Origin of the sequence: Flavobacterium nitrogenifigens (assembly GCF_003254565.1) — a bacterium.
Classification (GTDB): Bacteria; Bacteroidota; Bacteroidia; order Flavobacteriales; family Flavobacteriaceae; genus Flavobacterium; species Flavobacterium nitrogenifigens.
Map to the genome: position 1 here is coordinate 258,541 of NZ_QJRI01000178.1, position 16,289 is coordinate 274,829.

Annotated in this window: 11 protein-coding genes; 4 read left to right on the forward strand and 7 right to left on the reverse strand. The window is 34.1% G+C overall.

Annotated features, from left to right (window positions below; translation table 11 throughout):
• Positions 1-197: 197 nt before the first annotated feature.
• The 6 genes from DM397_RS16925 to DM397_RS16950 all read right to left on the reverse strand — a co-directional run bounded on the left by DM397_RS16925 (position 198) and on the right by DM397_RS16950 (position 7,373).
• A complete protein-coding gene (locus DM397_RS16925; RefSeq protein ID WP_111378662.1) occupies positions 198-890 on the reverse strand; it encodes a tetratricopeptide repeat protein in 693 nt (230 codons plus the stop codon).
• A gap of 242 nt (positions 891-1,132) precedes the next feature.
• Complete coding sequence (locus DM397_RS16930) at positions 1,133-1,366, reverse strand: DUF3820 family protein (protein WP_095929992.1); 234 nt, start codon at positions 1,364-1,366, stop codon at positions 1,133-1,135.
• A gap of 323 nt (positions 1,367-1,689) precedes the next feature.
• A complete protein-coding gene (gene nagB / locus DM397_RS16935) occupies positions 1,690-3,618 on the reverse strand; it encodes a glucosamine-6-phosphate deaminase (protein WP_111378663.1) in 1,929 nt (642 codons plus the stop codon).
• Positions 3,619-3,854: 236 nt separating this feature from the next.
• Entirely contained in the window at positions 3,855-5,228 is a 1,374-nt protein-coding gene (locus DM397_RS16940) for a sugar MFS transporter (RefSeq protein ID WP_111378664.1), read from the reverse strand.
• A gap of 165 nt (positions 5,229-5,393) precedes the next feature.
• Positions 5,394-6,275: a sugar phosphate nucleotidyltransferase gene (locus tag DM397_RS16945; RefSeq protein WP_111378665.1), complete on the reverse strand. Its 882-nt coding sequence runs from the start codon at positions 6,273-6,275 to the stop codon at positions 5,394-5,396.
• A 6-nt stretch (positions 6,276-6,281) separates the two neighbouring features.
• The gene (locus tag DM397_RS16950) at positions 6,282-7,373 is read right to left on the reverse strand and encodes a GHMP family kinase ATP-binding protein (RefSeq protein WP_111378666.1); all 1,092 of its coding nucleotides are present in this window, start codon (positions 7,371-7,373) and stop codon (positions 6,282-6,284) included.
• Positions 7,374-7,604: 231 nt separating this feature from the next.
• On the opposite strand from DM397_RS16950, the gene DM397_RS16955 reads away from it, so the two are divergent.
• Complete coding sequence (locus DM397_RS16955) at positions 7,605-8,645, forward strand: LacI family DNA-binding transcriptional regulator (RefSeq protein ID WP_111378667.1); 1,041 nt, start codon at positions 7,605-7,607, stop codon at positions 8,643-8,645.
• Positions 8,646-8,827: 182 nt separating this feature from the next.
• On the opposite strand, the gene DM397_RS16960 is transcribed toward DM397_RS16955, so the two are convergent.
• Entirely contained in the window at positions 8,828-9,466 is a 639-nt protein-coding gene (locus DM397_RS16960) for a carbohydrate-binding family 9-like protein (RefSeq protein ID WP_111378668.1), read from the reverse strand.
• 676 nt (positions 9,467-10,142) lie between these two features.
• Here DM397_RS16960 and DM397_RS16970 point away from each other — a divergent pair.
• From DM397_RS16970 to DM397_RS16980, 3 genes are all read left to right on the forward strand, one after another.
• The gene (locus tag DM397_RS16970) at positions 10,143-13,241 is read left to right on the forward strand and encodes a SusC/RagA family TonB-linked outer membrane protein (RefSeq protein ID WP_111378670.1); all 3,099 of its coding nucleotides are present in this window, start codon (positions 10,143-10,145) and stop codon (positions 13,239-13,241) included.
• 31 nt (positions 13,242-13,272) lie between these two features.
• Complete coding sequence (locus tag DM397_RS16975; RefSeq protein WP_111378671.1) at positions 13,273-14,784, forward strand: RagB/SusD family nutrient uptake outer membrane protein; 1,512 nt, start codon at positions 13,273-13,275, stop codon at positions 14,782-14,784.
• Between the two features lie 97 nt (positions 14,785-14,881).
• On the forward strand, positions 14,882-16,288 hold the full coding sequence (locus tag DM397_RS16980; protein WP_111378672.1) for an aryl-sulfate sulfotransferase: 1,407 nt from the start codon (positions 14,882-14,884) through the stop codon (positions 16,286-16,288).
• Position 16,289 lies beyond the last annotated feature (1 nt).

Below are 16,289 nucleotides of genomic sequence, written 5' to 3' on the forward strand. Positions count from 1 at the left end.
TGGTTTAAAGCTCTGGCTTTACAAAATGAAAACTTTTTAGGATTTTGACTAAAAATTCGCAACTAATTATACAGAACCTTAGCAAATTAAAAATCCATTCAAGGCTTTCTTTTTTATATGCCAGTTAAGATTATTGGCTAAGCACCTCTTATTACCCAATACAGTAAGATTAATTGCGGATTGCTATATAACAAATTTTATCTAGAAGGAACCATTAAGAAATTAAATGTCAAGAACCATTTATCCCACAAATCAACGTTTATTCCTCCACTTTTAGCCGAAACATACACAACCAAATCATCTAAAATTGATAAAATTTCTTTTTTTATAATTTCAGCTTCTTTCTGATTTCCACTAATTCTAAATATTTTTACATCTAGTTTATTCAATTTATTAATCTGAAATAGAATAGAAATACTACCCTTATATTTCGACATAATTCCAGACCACTTAAATCTTGTATTTAAAAGACTAATATATTTAGGATTTAAACCGTTGCCTACCACTAATAGATATTCCTTTTTACCGTATAAAAACTTAGGCTTTTCTTCAACGTCATTTAAAGACATTATTAAGCCATTTCTAAAATTAGGACAGTTTTCTTGGATCATTTTTTGCGCTTCTCTATCTTGAAGCAAATAGGCTTGATAGAAATCCTCACAAGCATTTTCATTCTCACCTAACTTCAATTTTGAAGCACCGAGATTAAACCATCCATCTTTATTTGATGGTTTGTCGAGCGTAATCTTAGTGTATATTTCTTTTGCCAACGAAAAATCGCTTTCTAAATAAGCTTTTTCTCCATCAATAAATAATTGATTTATATTAACCGTTTGTGAGGCACATATTTGAGCAAAACATAGGAACAAAATTTTTAATTTAAACCTCATAATCTAAACAAAAAACAGATTATAAAGAATCATTAAAAACACTACTATTTACAATTCGTAAAAGAGATATAGAGGAAAGTTTAGGCATAAAAAAAATATTATAATTTAAAAAACACTGACTTGTACACATTTATGAATTCAGACTGGAATTCTGTGGTATCATTTTGTTTTTGAAAATTATAATATTCTATATTTCAAACTTATATAAAAAAAATCAAACTACCAAAGATTTTTCTTACTATTTAAATCGGTTTCGGATATTGTTTTTTAATATTTCGAATCAATTCTTCTAATCCGTTTAATTTCAATTCATAAATCAATTGCAATTGCTGCCCCAGCTCTCCTTTTGGAAATCCTTTATTGTGATACCACACCACATAATATTCAGGCAAATCAATTAAATATTTCCCTTCATATTTCCCGAAAGGCATTTTGGTATGGGCTAATTTTATGAGCTGTTTTTTGTCTTGATCCATGGTTTTTAAGAAGAAAGAAGCAAGAGGAAAGACTTATACTTTCTTCTTGCTTCAATTATATGCAAAGCTATTATTATTTTTCTTTTTCCTGCCACAGATTAAAAGGATTAAAAAGATTTTTTTTTATAATCCTTGTAAATATTTTTAATCCATGATAAAAAACTTAGAAGCTTAGAACCTTAGCATCTCAGAAGCTTTAAAAAAAAGAAGCAAGAAAAAAGAACCAATTATCGTCCTCTCTTCCTGCTTCAAAAATATTATTTATCACCAATTTCTAAAGACCAAGAAAACTTAGAATCTTAGCGCCTCAGAACCTTAGCAACTTAGTAGTGCCATCTCACGAAAGCCTCCATCGCAGCATAAGTTGCCAAACCTAATTGGTGATACAATTCTGCTGTTTCGCGGTTTCTATCTTCTGCTCTCTGCCAGAACTCTCTTGCGTCTGTTCCTTGGAAAACAACTCCATCTTTTTGAGATTGGTGTTTGAAGATTCCGTGACGTTTTGCCAGAACTTGATCAGGGCTCATTGGAACCGCCATTTCAACTTCGTCAATTCCCCACTCTTGCCAAGCTCCTCGGTATAACCATAACCAGCAGTCGTTCATGAATTCTTTTGGCTTTAAAACTTTAACCGCTTCAAAAATTGCATCCAGACAAACTTTGTGCGTTCCGTGTGGATCTGCTAAATCTCCAGCAGCGTAAATTTGGTGTGGTTTAATTTTCTCAATTAAATCAACTGTCAACTGAATATCCTCTGGACCAATTGGTTTTTTCTCGATTGTTCCTGTTTCGTAGAAAGGCAATTCCATAAAGTGAATTTGAGAATCTGGAAGGCCAACAAAATAACTTGTAGCTCTCGCCTCTCCTTTTCTGATTAAACCTTTGATGTATCGAACTTCTGGAATATCAATTTCACTGTTCTTTTTGTTCTGTAAAAATGCTTCTGCCTTTTTGTAGATATTATCCGCTTCTTCGCTTTTGATTCCGAATTTCTCGTTGTAATCAATTACGAATCTTGCAAAACGCAAAGCTTCATCATCAGCAACTGCAATATTCCCAGATGTTTGGTATGCTACGTGCACTTCATGCCCTTGCTCTTGCAGACGCATGAAAGTTCCCCCCATACTGATAATATCATCATCTGGGTGCGGGCTGAAAATCAATACACGTTTTTTAGCAGGCTCTGCTCTTTCTGGACGATTCGTATCATCTGAATTCGGTTTTCCACCTGGCCAACCTGTGATTGTGTTTTGTAATTTATTAAATATCTTGATGTTAATATCGTAAGCTGGACCTGAATCTGCCAATAAATCACTCATACCGTTTTCGATATAATCTGCATCAGTAAGCATTAAAATTGGTTTTTTAAGATCTAATGCCAATCCTAAAACTGCTTTACGAGTTAATTTATCTGTCCAAACAATTTTCTCAACCAACCATGGTTTATTGATTCTCGTTAGTTTTGAAGAAGCTTCTTTATCTAAAATAAAAATTGCATTGTTATGCTCTTGTAGGAACGAAGCTGGAACTCGGTTTGTAACTTCATCTTCAACAGATTTTTTTACAATATTTGCTTTTCCTTCTCCCCAAGCTAATAAGATTACTCTTTTTGCTTCCATGATTTTTTTAACTCCAAGCGTAATTGCTGTTCTTGGCGTATTATTCAAACCAAAGAAATCTTTACTTGCCGCAACTCTTGTAATATGATCTAAAGCCACTAAACGAGTTTTAGAGTTTTGAAGCGAACCAGATTCATTAAAACCGATGTGTCCGTTTCCTCCAATTCCAAGAATCTGAAGATCGATTCCGCCTAAAGCTTCAATTTTAGCTTCATATTCGTGGCAATAATCTGCAATTTGTTCTTTTGTTAAAAGTCCGTCTGGAACGTGAGCATTTTCAGGTAAAATATCGACATGATCAAACAAAAGTTCTTTCATGAAACGAACATAACTGTTGATTGAATTTGGTTCCATTGGATAATATTCATCCAAGTTAAAACTGATTACGTTTTTGAAACTCAAACCTTCTTCTTTATGAAGGCGCACTAATTCAGCATACAAACCTTTTGGAGAAGAACCAGTTGCCAAACCTAAAATACATGGTTTTCCTTCTTTTTGTTTTTCTTTGATTAAAGCCGCAATTTCTTGTGCTACCTCTTTTGAAGCATCTGTTGAGTTTTCAAAAACAACTGTGTTAATGTTTTCGAATCGTTTTTCGAAACCTGTTGCTTTGTCGATTTTACTTTTTAACATGATATATTAATTTTTATTTTTTTTCTTTCTGAACAAACCCATCGGTGAATATTTTTAACACATAGAAGCATAGTTTTTTTTCTTAATTAAAAAAGGCGTATCACTAATTTAAATGCACATAGCTTATCTATGTGTGGAAACTAGTTTCTTTTACTCTCTTCTTTTTAAAGATAAAGATCTATGTTTCTATGTGTTAAAATTTACTTTTTTTTTTAATCCTCCAATGTATTCTTCAGCTACCATTTTCTGTATTTATGCCCTTTTACAGCATAAAACAAAATCATTGCATAAGAAGGCAGTAACATTAGGTAAGCCAATTGATTTCCGCTTTTTGAAACACCTTGCATATTTTTTGCAAGATTTGCAGAATTGATGCTTTCAGTGATCATTCCGTAAAAAAGTGGAAAAACTGCTCCACCGATAATTCCCATAATCAAAATGGCACTTCCTATTTTTGTATAACCTCCTAAATCTTCTAATGCCATTGGCCAGATCGCCGGCCAGCACAATGCATTTGCCAGTCCTAAAAGTGCTACTAAAAGTATTACTAAAGGTATATTTGGAGTTCCAGGAAATGCAATCATAATTTTTGGAGAAATCAAAACAATTGCCAAAACCAGTACTAAACCAAGCATTCCAGATACCTTTAATGCAGTGACTTGCGAGACATATTTAGGAATTAAAACTATTCCAAGAACGTAACCAATCACCATTGCTGACATCGTAAATGATGTTAGTTTTAAATAGAAATTCCCTTCTTCACCATAAACTCCAAGCTGTTTCCCGAAAGCTCCAATAGAATCTCCCGCTAAAACTTCGGCTGATAAATACAGCATTAAAGTTATTACTCCTAAAACCAGTTGTGGATGTTTGAAAGCATTTTTAATCTGTTTAAAAATACTTAATTCAGATACATTCCCATCTTCATCCAAATCAATTTCTGGTAGAGGAGAAAATTTCACCATAAGAGCTAAAACAGTAATAATCAACCCCATATAAAGATACGGTGTTTGTAATTGTAATGCAAGAGAATTTAATGCGCTAGTTTTTGCAGCTTCATTCATCAAGGCAATTTTGTCTGCGGTAAAATCTTGCATATTAGACAAAACCAAAACTGTAAGCACAATTGGCGCAACAAATCCAGCTAGTTTATTTGCAATTCCTAAAACACTGATTCTTGCAGCGGCACTTTCTCTTGGTCCAATCACTACAACGTACGGATTAGATGCCGTCTGCAAAACCGCCAAACCGGTTCCCATTACAAATAAGGCTAATAAAAACAGCAGAAAGGTGCGGCTTGAAGCTGCCGGATAAAACATGAAAGCTCCCGCAGCGATAATCAATAATCCTAAAGAAATTCCGTTTTTATAACCCACTTTTTCAATGATATAAGAAGAAGGAACTGCCATAACAAAATAGGCAATATAAAATGCGAAAGTCACAAAATAGGCTTGCGAAGAAGTTAATTCGCAAGCTAGTTCAAAAAACGGAATTAATGGTCCGTTAAGCCAGGTTACGAACCCTAGAATAAAAAACAATAAGGTTAAAATTACCATCGGAACAATGGTACTTTTTTTCTCTACTTGTAATGTACTTTGAATGTTTGTCATAATTTTTGGTTGATTTAGTTATAGATTTATTTAATTCAAAATCTAAATTAGAATCAACTCTCACATTATTGATTGCGTAATTTATGCAAATATCTGCATTTTTTTTGCAAAACAAAAGTACTACATTAAATTTCCTTATTCTCTAATTTAGATATGAAAGTTTTGTTAATTTTTATTATTCCAATTTAAATCAGGGTAATATTTTGCCAAATATGTTTTTACTTCGGCAATATCTTCTTTGGCGGTTAGGTCTGGAACGTGCTCAGAAAACGGAATTCCGATCGTTGTATTCGGATTTTCTTTAACAGAGTTTAAAAGTACTGTTGGAAGTTCCTTTTCATCACGCTCTGGATGAACAGGACAGTTTTTAAGATGCATATACAAAGTCTTGCCATTAAATTTAAATGCATTCATACTGACACGAATCTTTCCTTCTGCATCTTTATATTGTTTCAAATCTTCTTCTGTAGGTTTTTCCAAAATATCCAACAGCTGATTATTCTGGTCTAATTTTGCAATGGCAAAACGCGAAATACGCTCTAACGGAAAATCCATTGCATCGCGATCATAACTTATAAAAGCATTTGGACTTTCGGTTTCTCTCAAGGCACGCAATACTTCAGCCGAATATAAATTATCGCTGTTGCAAACCGAATAAAACTGCGAATTCAATTCTGGATACTGCTCTACAGCTTGAAACAAAGCATCTGCAGTCCCAAAAGGCTTTACTCTTCCTTCAGGAATATATTGAACAGCAAATGAAATATTGAGTCCATGAAAATCATTATCCTTCGTTTTACTGCCGTAAAACTCTTTAAATAATTCTCCTTGTTCACCTATTATAATATAGATGTTTTTATAGCCTGCTTTTTTAGCATTCCATAATAGGTAATCCAAAAGAGGTCTTCCGCTTGCACCAACACCAATTAAACCTTTACTTCTTTCGTTGGCTTGTGCAATTTCTTCTGGAGATAAATTATTTGTAACCGCTTCTTTTTTCATACGAGAAGAAGCTCCGCCGGCTAAAATCACTAAACTGTCGTGCATTTTATTTTAATTTTCAATATTATCAATAATTCGTACTCCTGGATCAACATTTACCGCATACGCTTCTTGCGCTCCTGCATCTAAAATTGCCTTAATAACCACATCTTCATTCCTAGGATCGGCAATTACCACGATACTTCCGCCACCGCCAGAGCCCACGATTTTTGCTCCGTATGCTCCTGCTTTCAATGCAGCATTGACCATTGCATCAATTCTAGGAACCGTAATTTTCAGCAAATCGCGCAAAACTTCATGATGACCATTCATTAACGCACCAATTTTTTTAAGATCCAAAACTGGTTTTTCGAATTCCTTTAACGCTTCTTTAGTGTAATAATAATTCTTTACAGCCGCTTCAAAAAACGGAATTAGACGATCTGGAAGACAATTTCTATATTTATCTAAATCTTCAATTTCCGAAGCATTCAAATCAAATTGCGGATAATTGCGCTTCACCAAATCAATCGCCATTAAAGCATTTCCTTTTAATTCGCCAAGAAGTCCGATAGTCTCCTTTGGAACACCCGAAACTCCAGTAATTAATCCTTTCAGCTCTGTTCCTATAACATCAAAAGAAAAAGGTTTTTTTGTATTGATGTAAACAATATTACCAACACCAATACTAAAATGATCCATCATTCCGCCAGGCTCTCCGTGTTCTAAAACTTCAGATTCGTAGCCTAATTTTGAGAGAAATGCGGGAGTAACTTCATGATCGATTCCGAAAGCTTCTATCAGAAAACGAATCCAAGCCATCAATAAAGCTGACGAACTCGATGTGCCTGAATTAATCGGAATATCTCCAGTAATTGTAATTGTATAACCAGTTGTTGGTTTACAGCCATATCTGCGCAAAACACGCAAAGAGGATGCAAAATAATCTCTCGGTTCTAATTTTTCGAAAGTCTCATGTATATCGATGATCCGAATTTCATTAATATCAATCATATTCAGAACAAATGTGTCAGTCTGATTTTCTTTTGCTATTAATTTAATGCTTCGATCTATCGCACAGGCAATGACAGGCAACCCTAAATAATCCTGATGATCACCAAACAGACAAGTTCGGCCGGGAGCTAATGATGTAATTTTTTTCACGTAAACACACTGTGTTAAAATACTGTAATTAAGCAAATTACAATACGATTAGGTTATATTTTTATTTTAATTTTTCGGTTTTGATTTCACGAAACTAGAGATTATATTTTTATAAAACAAGAAAAAAAAGAAAAATGTGCTCGAACACACCGTTTTAATGTTCTCGAGCACATTTTTTAATTCTTACAAAAATTTTACATTTATTAACTCAAAGTTTTTATATTTGCTCATATGGATAAAAAGTACACAATTAAGGATATAGCTCAAATGGCTGGAGTTTCTAAAGGAACTGTAGACCGGGTGTTGCACAATAGAGGAAAAGTCTCTCCTGCTGCGTTGGAAAAAATCAATGAAGTCTTGAATGTTATTGACTACGAACCCAACTTAATTGCACGAAATTTAAAAAGCACCAAAGTGTACCGCATTTGCGTCTTGCTTCCTGATCCTGTATTTGACCCATACTGGCTTCCGTGTGTTAACGGAATTCAAGACGCTATAACAGAATTCAAAGCCTATAATGTGGTTATTGAAACACATTATTTCAACCCTGAAAGCACCAAATCTTTTTTAAAAACCCATGAAGCCATTGTAGCCAAATCTCCAGATGCTGTTTTATTAGCACCACTTTTCCATAAAGAAACCATAGAAATCATAAAACAATATGAAGAACTGGGAATTATGGTAAATACTTTTAACAACCAGGTTGAATCTTCGTCTATAAAAAGTTTTGTCGGTCAGGATTTATACAAAAGTGGCCGTGTTGCCGCAAGCTTAATGAATTTAATTCTACCAAAAGGTCAAATCGCCATTATCCATATTGACGAAAGTCTTAAAAACGCGGTTCACATGCAGGAAAAAGAACGTGGTTTTAGAAGCTATTTTGAAGAAAAAGACCTTTCTGACTTCTCATTAACCACATTAAAACTAAAGTACACCAATATCGAAAATAAACTTCCTGCCTTTATAATTGAAAACCCAGATTTAAGCGGTATTTTTATCACAACCTCAAAGGCATACCAAATTGCTTCTACACTTTCTAATGCAACAGATAAAAAAATTGCCTTGATTGGCTACGATTTGATTGATAAAAACGTTAGCTTTTTAAACCAGGGATTGGTTCACTTTTTAATTCATCAAAATCAGAAGAGACAAGCTTATCTAGGTGTCAGTACTTTAGTAGAACACTTTTTATTTAGAAAAGATATTCCAGAAACTATTTTGCTTCCTATTGATATTATAAATGTCGAAAATGCTTCTTTTTATGTTAGCTAAAGGGGTTTTGCCACTAAGGCACTAAGATGCGAAGGTTTTTTGTTTGAATCTCGCAAAGTCGCAGAGGCGCAAAGTTTTTTCACTTTCAAATTACAATTTCAACTGCCTCAAGCTTTAGCTGGAGGCAATTGAAATTTCTTTTTCCTTAAAAAAACTTTGAGTCTTCGCGTCTTTGTAGCAAACTATTCTTTCAAAACTAACTTCCCAAAAGAAGAAGCGATATGGAAATTTGGCTCCGCAGTATTTGGATCAACCCATGTAATCCAGGTTGGCTCGTAGTTGCCATTTTCATCTTTCGAAAATTTCGCTCTGTAAACTCCTGTTTCAAGAACATTATCATGCATTAAATCTAATTTTTTTAAAGATTCAATACTAATCACTCCTGCAACTGTAAAAGAAACTTCATCTGAAGAAGATTCCAATTTAATATGATTTTCAAGCCATTTCCATTCGTAATCAAAAATTTTATTTGGGAGAGCATAAAAATCTAGCAATCTTGTCGAAGGATCAATTTCAAGGCAGTAATACGGATTAAGCTTATCATTACTTCTAAAAAACAGCTCTACGCGATCTGAATTACAAATACTATCTACACTATCATCTTTTCGATCTATATACACTTGAGTATCAAAAACTCTAAAATTGAAATATAAGTTTGCTTGATCCCAAAGTGCACGAAATTCAATTCTCGAAACGGGATCATTATCCCACGGAGAAACAAAATCAGTTAAGCAATTTGCTTTTTCCCAAAAAAAAGAATCTAAAATCTGAGTTTCGTTCTTTTGATTTTTATCTATTATTTGTACGTGGTATTCTTTCAAAATTTCTCTTCTTAAAATCTGTTAATTTTTTATTTTCAAAAAAGGTCAAAATGACCATTAATTCATTTCTAAATTTTGACTTTTTTCTTCATGCCCAATATAGTTCAAAAATTGAATTGAAAAACAAATCAAAATCATAATTAAATCTAAAATTTTACCTCTTTTCAATATAAGAAAAGACTGTTTAATTTCTACGTTTTTAGTTTAGTGATTGCGAAATTCATAAGTTTTTAATAAATCCCTATTTATAATTCAAAAAACCATCAATTTCACACACTGCTTTTTCCAAATTATTTTAAAAATATCACAGCAATTTAAGTCAAAAAAAATGATTCATACAATTTTATGTGCTCGAGAACATAAATTTTGTGTGTTCGAGCACATTTTTTATGTTTTTTCTTGTTTTATAAAAATATAATCTCTAGTTTCGTCAGAGATTAATCTTAAAACTAAGTTAATTATGCAAAATTCCAGATGCTTTTTAAGCTTTAAAAAAGAAGATAACCGAACTAAACAGGCCGTGTTTAGGGGGAAAAAGAAGCTTCAGAATTGTATAGAAAATAACTTAGCCAACACACGATTAAAAAATCAAAATGAGTTCCACGATCTAAAAAGAAATCTAAAACCTACAAACAAAGAAAAAACAATTAAACATTAACCAAAACCAATTCAAAGTATGAAATTATTAACCCAAAAAAAGCCAAGAGATTTTCGGCTTAACAATTTATCCCGCAAAGAAATCGGAATAACAGTTCTCTCGTTATTAGTTTTTACATTTCAGGCTTCTGCAGCTTCTTCCATAAATATTTCGGAGAAAAACAATACCGCATTATTTTTTGAAAAGATTGTAAAAGGTAAGGTAACAGATCAGAATGGCATGCCTCTTCCGGGCGCCAATGTTGTGGTTAAAGGCACTAACAAAGGTGTTCAGACTGATGTAGACGGAAGTTTTGCGATTACAGTTCCTGATAATGCTACAAAACTGGTGATTACTTACATTGGCATGGAAGATCAGGAAGTAACCATTGGAAGCGCTCCTCTAAAAATTGTTATGAAAGAAGCAGGACAAAAACTAGAGGAAATTGTTATTGGATATGGAAAAGCGAAGAAAAAAGATCTTACTGGTTCTGTAGCTTCTGTTGGAAAAGACAATTTAAACTTAGGCGGTACTGTATCAAATGTTGGACAAGCACTGCAAGGGCGAGCTTCTGGAGTTCAGGTTCAACAAAACAGTTATGCGCCTGGAACAACTCCTACTATAGTTGTTAGAGGTGGGAACTCTATTACAACATCAAATGCTCCGTTATATGTAGTTGATGGTTTTATTACAAGCACTGGTGCATCTATAAGTCCAAACGACATCGAAAGTATCCAGATTCTTAAAGATGCCGCTTCTACTGCCATTTATGGTTCGAGAGGAGGAAATGGTGTTATCATGATTACAACCAAAAAAGGTGCATCTGGCAAAATGCAGATTGAAGGTGAAATCTCTGATGGTTTTCAAAATATAATTCAGGAACCTTCTTTGATAAACGGACAACAATATGCTTCTATTCAAAACGCTATCGCACTTGAAAATGGAAGGCCACCGGTTTTCTCTTCAGATTTTCCAATTGCAAATACCAACTGGTTTAAAGCAGCAACACGCCCTGGAGAAGTACTAAACAGAACACTTACTTTTAGCGGAAGCGATAAAACTTCTAAATTTTTCTTATCCGGAAATTATTTAAAACAAACCGGAGCAATAGAAAATACTGATTTTACGAGATATAGCGTACGTATTGGAGCTGAGAAAAAATTTACTGAAAAAGTAACTGTTGGAGCAAACGTATACGGCGCTGCAAGTGAAGGACATAATAGTGATTTTGGTGATAATATTTTATCTCCTATGTTTTCTATTCAGACAGCTCCGCCATCAATTCCTATTTACAACCCAGATGGTTCCTACTACAAATTCCAAGGAAAAGACAACGCTTTGGCTCTTTTATTAGAACCAACTGACCATACAATCAACAGATTGGTGAATGGGAATATGTTTATGGATTATGAAATCATAAAAGGTTTAACATACCATTTTGGAGCTGGTGCAGAATGGCAAGAAAATATTCAAGGAAAATATACTCCAAGAACACTTGTTGCAGGAGCCGCACTAAACGGTACTGGATCTGAAGAAAACAAAACCTATTTTAGATGGAGTACAGAACAATATTTGACCTATAAATTTAATATTAAAGAGCAGCATTCATTTACAGCGATGATTGGAACATCAAACCAGAAAGACACTTATGAAAGAATGAAAGCTTCTGGTTCTGGTTTTTCAAATGATATCTTAACTTATTACAAGCTTGAAAGCGCTGCAGTTTATTTGAGACCTGAAACTCAAAAACAAGAAACAAAATTGACTTCTTATTTTGGAAGGCTAGGTTACGCTTTCGATGATAGATATTTAGCTTCTTTTACGATTAGACGTGATGGTTCTTCTCGTTTTGGTCCAAATAACAAATATGGAACTTTCCCTTCTGGAGCAGTTGCATGGAGAATATCTAAAGAGGCTTTTATGCAAAATTTTGAGACCCTTTCAGAGTTAAAACTAAGAGTAAGTTATGGTATTACAGGAAATGATGGAATTTTAGACTATCAATACATGTCAAACTTATCTCCTTGGAATGTTACCATTTCAGACGGCTCTTTTGTAGGTGGTACAGAACCTAACAATTTATCAAATCCAGATTTGAAGTGGGAGCAGCAAGCTCAAACCAATATTGGTCTGGATATGGGATTCTTCAATGATAGACTTACAGCTACAATTGATGTATACAAAAAAAGAACAACAGATGCTCTTTTAGATGTGCCTGTTGGAGGATGGTGGGGATTTTCAACACAAACGCTTAACTCAGGTACAGTAGACAATAAAGGAATTGAGCTTGGCATAAGCAGTGAAAACTTTAAAAATGATAAGTTTTACTGGAGAACGTCCTTAAATCTTGCATATAACAAACAAGAAGTTATCTCACTTGCTGATAATGTTAAAATAATCAGTGTAAACACCTCTAACCCAAGCGGTACAGTTTCTGGACGTGAATTTACAAGACTTGAACCTGGAAAAGAAATGGGATTATTGTACGGATTTAAATACGCAGGAGTAATAAAAACAGGAGAAACTTATGCAGCACAGCCAGGATCTAAACCGGGAGACCCTAAATATGAAGATTTAGATGGTGATGGATTGGTTACAGCTAAAGACAGAACGTATTTAGGAAATTCTACTCCTCATTATATTGTTGGTTTTAATAATGATTTTAGATTCGGAGATTTTGATGTGAATCTGTTTTTCCAAGGTGCTCTTGACTACTCTGTATATAATATGACCAGAATGGTTGGAGAATCAAGCACAAGTACAGATGCTTTGAATAGATGGGTTGCTGGTACAAATGAAAACACTGATATTCCAAGAGATGGATATTACAAAAGCGCTTACGGTAGTTATGTAAACTCAAGATTTGTCGAAGATGCTTCTTACTTACGTCTTAAAAATTTATCTATTGGATATTCTATACCTGAAAGCCTTTTAAAACCAACCAAATTTATTGATAACATAAGATTATATGCGATAGGGCAAAATTTACTGACCATTACAAAGTATTCTGGAAACGATCCTGAAATAAATGGACATACCAATACTGCTAGAGCGCAAAATCTTGGTGGAGGAATTGATTTCAACTCGTTCCCAGCTTCTAGAACGTTTATATTAGGGATCAAAATAGCAATTCATTAATAGCTTTTTCAATAACATTAAATTTATCAAAATGAAAAAATATACAATTCTATTGCTTTTACTTGCTGCAGGACTGCAATATTCCTGCAATGAGGATCTTGATCCTACAGTATATAGCAGTTTGACGACCACAAACGGATATCAAACCAAATCAGATGCTATTGCCGCAGTTAACTCTATTTACGGCAGATTAAAGGGGCCATCTGTAGGCGATAACTTTTCTTATTGGGCTACAAGACACTTTGCTCTTACTGATATTGCAACAGATTTAGGGCATTGCCAATATGGAGGAGATCCTGGCCAATTGTCTTTGGGGGCATGGAGTTCTACAAACGGCTTGCTTTTGGAAGATTGGAATGCTATGTATAAATTAATTTCTAATGCTAATAATGCAATTTATTACATCGGAAAAATGTCTTCTATTTCGGCTATTGAAAAAGCACAGTTCATTTCTGAAGCAAAATTTTTAAGAGCTTCTGCTTATATGGATTTAACAGACTCTTGGGGACCTGTTATTTTAATGACCGAAGATAACATCGCAAATCCAAATTACTTAGAGCAAACCCCTCCAACATCTGTTGAAGAGATCGATGCATTTCTTGTAAAAGATCTTACGGAGGCCGCTGCCACTTTACCAGTAAATTATAGAGGAAATAATGTTTATGGCACTAATGATGTAGGTCGCGCAACAAAAGGTGCAGCACTTACTTTATTAGCAAAACTTTATTTGCGTAGTCATAACTGGCAAAAGGTAGTAACTTTAACTCAACAGGTAATTGATTTAAACGAATACCACCTTTTTCCTTCTTATTTAGGCTTATTTAAAGAAAGTAACAAATGGTGCAGCGAAAACATTTTTTCTTCTCTTAGTGATGCCAATACAAACGGAACTGAGTTGCTGAATCACTTTGGCCCTATTGACCACCCTGTGGTAGAAAACAGATGGCAATATTATACTGTAAACTGGGACTTCTACAACACTTTTGGAGATGAAGACGAAAGAAAACAATGTTTCTTCCCAGAATTTGAAGGAACAGATGGGTTACTCCACAAACAAGCTCCATCATTGGGTGCTCAACCACCAAAAGGAGAATTTTATATGCCAGATGTTTCTACTAGAAAATATGCTGATGATGAAACAACCACTTATTATGATGGCCATAGTGTAAATATCCTTCGTTATGCTGATGTTTTATTAAGCAAAGCTGAAGCCTTAAACGAAATCAGTGGGCCAACTCAAGAGGCTATTGACCTTATCAATCAGGTAAAAGGAAGATCGCATGCTAAGCTTTTGACTTTATCTGGTCAAACGCAAACTAGTTTAAGAGATGCCATTTTACAAGAAAGAGGCTGGGAACTTTTCTATGAAGGAAAACGCCGCGCAGATTTGATCAGAATGAACAAATATGATGTTTTGGTAAATGCGTATCACCTTAGAGTTGGAGAAGCAGCTTTAATCAAAATGCCACAAAACAAATATTATACTTATCCACAAAGTCAGGTTGACCTTAATCCAAATTTAAGCAACGCCGATAGACAATAAGGACACTCAATCAAGAATAGACAGTTAATGTCTGTCTATTCTTGATTTTTAATAACAATAAAAGTATTTTTCTGTTTCACAAAAAGGAGCTTTTCAGATGATTAAAAAAATAATAGAAAAAGGAAGTTTTATTTTAGTCTTGCTGGCATTAGCTAGCTGTTCTAAAGGCCAAATTATCTCCAATATCAATATTGGCACTCATAGCAACAACGAATTGAAAATTCAGATCGATGTTACTACGAATGACCAAGCTCAGGTATATGCAGAATATTGGTCGGACAAAGAAGGAAATCAAAATAAAATGACCTCTCCTATTTCAAAATCTGGTCTTAAACACTCGCTGGTACTTTGCAACATCACTCCAGAAACCAACTATAGTTTTCAGGTAGTTACAGTTCAAGACGGCAATAAACAAACCAGTAAAGTTTATACTTTCAAATCAAGAAAACTTCCAGAATGGCTTCAAAAACAATTCAAAGCCAATTGTCCGAAACCAGAATTCCTGCCAGAAAATTTCAAGAAAGGTTTTCTGCTTTTAGCCAAAAGAGAAACTCCAGGAACGGCTTACATTGTAGATTACAAAGGAAATTTAAGATGGTATCATACGCTTGAAGGAACTGGATTTAAAGTCGTTCATTTTACAAAAGACCAAACGATTCTTTCTATTTTAGGAACAAATGACGAACCAACAAGTTACGGAAGCGAGATTCTTGAGATCAATCTTCAAGGCGATACTTTAACTCACATAAAAAAAGGACAAGGCGATTTGAAACAGGTTCTTCATCACGAAATCATAAAAAAATCGGCTGATGAAATTGTCGCTTTAACGGTTGAACAAAAAATAATCAATTTAACTTCTATTGGAGGAAAAAAACAAGATACGATCAACGGAGACGGAATTGTAATCTTAAATAAAAAAGGAAAACAACTCTGGAAATGGAGTGTTTTTGATGACTTAGATCCGTTTAAAGATAAAGATTTGCTGAAAACCAAAAAAGATTGGACACATGCCAACAGCTTGAGCTACGATACAGATGGAAACTTTTTAATTTCTTTCTACAACAATGGTCAGATTTGGAAAATCAATTCTAAAACAGGGAAAGTAATCTGGAAATTAGGAAAAGGTGGCATAATGAAAATGGCTCCGGACACCAATTTCTCTCAGGCGCATGCCGCACATATCAATCAAGAAGGCAGTCTATTGTTTTTTGATAATGGAGTCGACATCAAACAATCTTCTGTTTTTGCCTTAAAAATAGATGAAAAAACTAATTCAGTAAATCTGGATTTTCATATAAAATTGCCAAAAGATATTTACAACGACCGAATGGGAAGTGCGTATATGATCAATAAAGAACTCTTTTTGGTTTGTTGCTCTAAAAGACATATTACCGTTTTAACCAATAAAAAAGGTGTTTTGTTATGGGCTTTAGAATCTGAAATTCCGCCATACAGAACCATCTTTATTCCTGAAGAAAAACTAAAACCTTTTCTTCTAAATTAAA